Annotated in this window: 2 protein-coding genes and 1 pseudogene; 1 reads left to right on the top strand and 2 read right to left on the bottom strand. The window is 48.8% G+C overall.

Annotated elements, in window-relative coordinates; genetic code table 11:
* Together ABYP73_RS12290 and ABYP73_RS12285 are read right to left on the bottom strand one after the other, a co-directional pair.
* Nucleotides 1-1184 (bottom strand): annotated as a pseudogene (locus ABYP73_RS12290) (pyrroloquinoline quinone-dependent dehydrogenase); the annotation flags it as partial.
* A 192-nt stretch (nt 1185-1376) separates the two neighbouring features.
* Nucleotides 1377-3245, bottom strand: coding sequence for a pyruvate kinase (locus ABYP73_RS12285; RefSeq protein ID WP_372974522.1), 1869 nt, complete (start codon nt 3243-3245; stop codon nt 1377-1379).
* Between the two features lie 168 nt (nt 3246-3413).
* On the opposite strand from ABYP73_RS12285, the gene ABYP73_RS12280 reads away from it, so the two are divergent.
* On the top strand, nt 3414-3611 hold a 198-nt coding region (locus tag ABYP73_RS12280), incomplete at its 3' end, for a hypothetical protein (RefSeq protein WP_372974521.1).

The following is a 3611-nucleotide window of genomic DNA, read 5'->3' as shown; positions in this document are numbered from 1 at the left end:
TGCCTGGCGAAAGGTTCCGGCAGGGTGGGAACAGGCTGTGTAGCCCAGGGCTTTTCCCCGGGTAAGGCGTTCTGAGACACAGCCTTCTCCTCGATCGGGAATACAGGTTCTCCACTAACCCTGTCAAAGAGAAATACATACCCGTGCTTGGTGATCTGGGCCACTGCATCCAGGTCCTTTCCCTCTTGTCTGAGTGTTACCAGGTTGGGATTGGCGGCGAGATCCCGGTCCCACAAATCGTGATGTACCGTCTGATAGTGCCAGATATATTTGCCGGTCATGGCGTCTAGGGCGACCAGGGAATTGGCAAAGAGGTTTTCCCCTTCCCGAATGCCTCCATAAAAATCTCCGGCGACAGAGCCTGTGGGGATGTATACGATTCCTCTCTCTTCGTCCAGGGACATCCCTGCCCAGCTATTCGCTCCTCCTAACTTCTTGTAGGCTTCCTTATCGGGCCAGGTATCGTATCCCACTTCCCCCGGATGGGGAATGGTGTGAAAGATCCATTCGCGTTTTCCGGTGATCACATTATAGGCCCGAACATGGCCCGGGGCCCCGTCAGCTGATTCAGCTACCCGGGACCCAAGTATGATCAGATCCTTGTAAATGATACCGGGCGAAGTATTGGCGATAAATGGATTGAAAGTGCCTGGGTCCCGGTCCAATGCTTCACTCAGCTCAATATAGCCCCCTTTTCCAAATTCTCGGAGAGGTTGGCCCGTAGTTGAGGAAATGGCATAAACGCGGGCTCCTACATTGTAAAAAATCCGACTCTCATTCTTTGCGTCCCCCTGCCAGTAGACCAACCCCCGGTTAACCTTATAGAAACGATAGGGGTCTTGGGCGTGGGCGCTGTCTTCCTCAGCCGGGTCGAACACCCATTGGGGTTCCCCCGTGGCTGCGTTGAGGGCCAGGAGCTTCAACCGTGGTGAAGAACCGTAGAAAATCCCATCTACCACAATGGGGTTACACTGGTTCTGGGAGCGGTTCAACGTGTCCCTGTCTCCTGAACTGTACCGCCAGGCTACCAGCAGGTTTTGAACATTGGAAAGGTTGATCTCTTCCAGAGAAGAATACCGACTGCCATCCTTGGTGCCTGCGTAGTTTTCCCAGGCTGTGTAATCTGAAGGTGAAACTTCCTGATTACCGCTCTTACAAGCCAGCAAAGAGCAAATGAAAATCATGACGTACTTCGAGCGGAGTATGCTGATTTTCAAAAGATGTAAAAAAGTAAGAGAGCCCAATTCTGGTTGTAAATATCCTAATACTGTCCCTGAAGGTAAGAAAAATGGCGAAGCCCTTGATGTACCATTAAATATTACTCTCAAGATTCAAGACTTCACCCGATCGAAGGTCAATACCACAATAACAAAGCCTTATTGTGGACCAATAGCCCGGATTGCTCCAGGTAAGGTAGCCTTATCGATAGGGGGCCATAATTGGACGTATTTATCCTGGTAGAGTTCCATATCCTTGTATACGACATCTAACATCTTAATAGCCTGAAGTATATGAGGTCCTTTGTTGAGCATGACGCAATCTGCTCGTTGTGCCATGGCGGCATCCGTCATTTCAGCCCGGGAAGGAACACCTTTTTTTGCCAGATTCTCCAGGACCTGTGTCGCCCAAATATCAGGGATATGGGCCGCCCTGCAGAGCAAAAGTATCTCCCTTTGAATTCGGCCGATATTATTCCAACCGCACTCTACCGCCAAATCTCCCCTTGCGATCATGACCCCTACAGGATAGGTCTTCATCGCCTCCAGCATGATCTTGGCCAGATTGTCAAATCCCTTTTGAGTCTCTATTTTCAAAATGATCCCAAATCCTTCAGGGGCGTTCAATTTTTTTAACTCGGTCATCAGGTCGTGGACATCACGTTTTCGATTTACAAAAGAAACATTGACCGCATCGGCATGCTGTACCACAAAGGCCAGGTCCTTTTTATCCTTGATGGTCAATCCCTTAATATCTAAATGGCTCCCTGGGAAATTAATACCCTTATCGGCCCTTAGCTTGCTTCCCTTTTTCCTTGCTTTTGTAATCTCAATCAGTATTTCATCCTGATCCGCCTTCTGTATGACTCCCTCTATCTTTCCATCATCGAAACACACCTGCTCCCCTTCTTTGACCTGCCCGAATACCTCCTCTAATGTACAGGAGATATGAGCGTGGCGAACCCCATTTTCCTTCTCGTCTTTATACCCTGAACCACCGGGAACGGCATCTTTATGTAATCGCAATAAATCGCCCTTGCCCAAAGTCAGGAAAGATTCTGCCCTCGGCAGTACCCCCACTGACAGGGGAGGGGAAGAAAAATCCGGGTCTTTATACAATTTCATCCCTGTTTCCAGATAACAGGTCTTAAAGCAATGGGCCACACAACCCTTGTCTGTTTTCTTGGCTATGGTCAGTTCCCTTCTTTCATTCCTGCTATCCAGAAAATACAGACGGTCGCCAGATTTGAGCTTTTCCAGCGCAGAGAGCTTTACAGGAAGATGAGGAAATTTGGATTTGGGATGCGCTTCAGGGCCCATCCAGATCTTGCATTCCTTTATCACTTCGCCACGTAAATTCTTCTGAGGTCTGTATTTAACGACCCTGGGGCCTTCTTCCAGCATCCCAGTTCTGACCTTCGGACCTCCCAAATCCATCGTGATCTTACAATTGTTGTTCAATGACGCAGAGGCTCTCCTGATATTCTGGATCATCAGCGCCCATTCCTCCTCTGTATCATGAGCACAATTGATCCTTGCACAATTCATCCCATTGGCGATCATTTCACGGGCCAATGTATAATTGTAGGCTACTTCCGTCGGGAGTGTGACCATGATGCGGGTACGCCTCCCCTTGGAACGACTCCCCAGCAGAGATTTGGCATTGGATTTCCCGAGCCTGTTGCTCTTCTTAAAGGTCAGATGCGCCTTGTGCTCCTGTATGGGCCTGTCGTTCAACAATGCCTCCAGGATCGCTTTACTGGCTTTGAGGCTAGCCATGACATGGCCTTCAGGTTTATCGAGGCGGGAGAGCCCCATATTAGCTAGTTTCTTCTGTATCGGCCGGAGGTCCTCTTTTCGCAAAGCCCGGTAATGAACCAGGTTGACAGCGCTCTTTGCAAATTTTGGATGAACAGCAGCAAGCTCAGCCGAATATTTGACCTCGTATTTCTCAAGCCTTTCTGTGATCCCGGAAATCTCCTGTATCAACCAGCTTATTCTTTCCGATTTCTTGACAGCACCTGCCATGATGTAATTCCTGAGCCATGAGTAGTACTTTAAATTTACGACATATTTGGCAGATTGATAGGGGATACAATGAAGATCCTGAATTAATTAGATAGTGCGTATAGTCCTACATTTCTGTTCTCAGGAAAGCGCACTTCTCCAGATTTTCTCAGTTGACCCCTCACTGCATTGAATGATCTGGAATTGGATTGGATTATCCCGCATAGCGGGATGTTCCATCGGGAGACCGCGGCTGCAACCTGCCTGCCGGCAGGCAGGATAGAAAATCCACATCCCGCCAGTGGCGCAATGAAGGTTTTTTTATTTCAAGCTATGCGATTTAAAGATGCTGGATTATCCCGCATAGCGGGATGTTCCATCGGGAGA

Origin of the sequence: Muriicola sp., assembly GCF_041567615.1 — a bacterium.
Lineage (GTDB): Bacteria > Bacteroidota > Bacteroidia > Flavobacteriales > Flavobacteriaceae > Muriicola.
The sequence above is the reverse complement of the archived record's forward strand: the minus strand, read 5'-3'. Positions and strand labels throughout refer to the sequence as shown.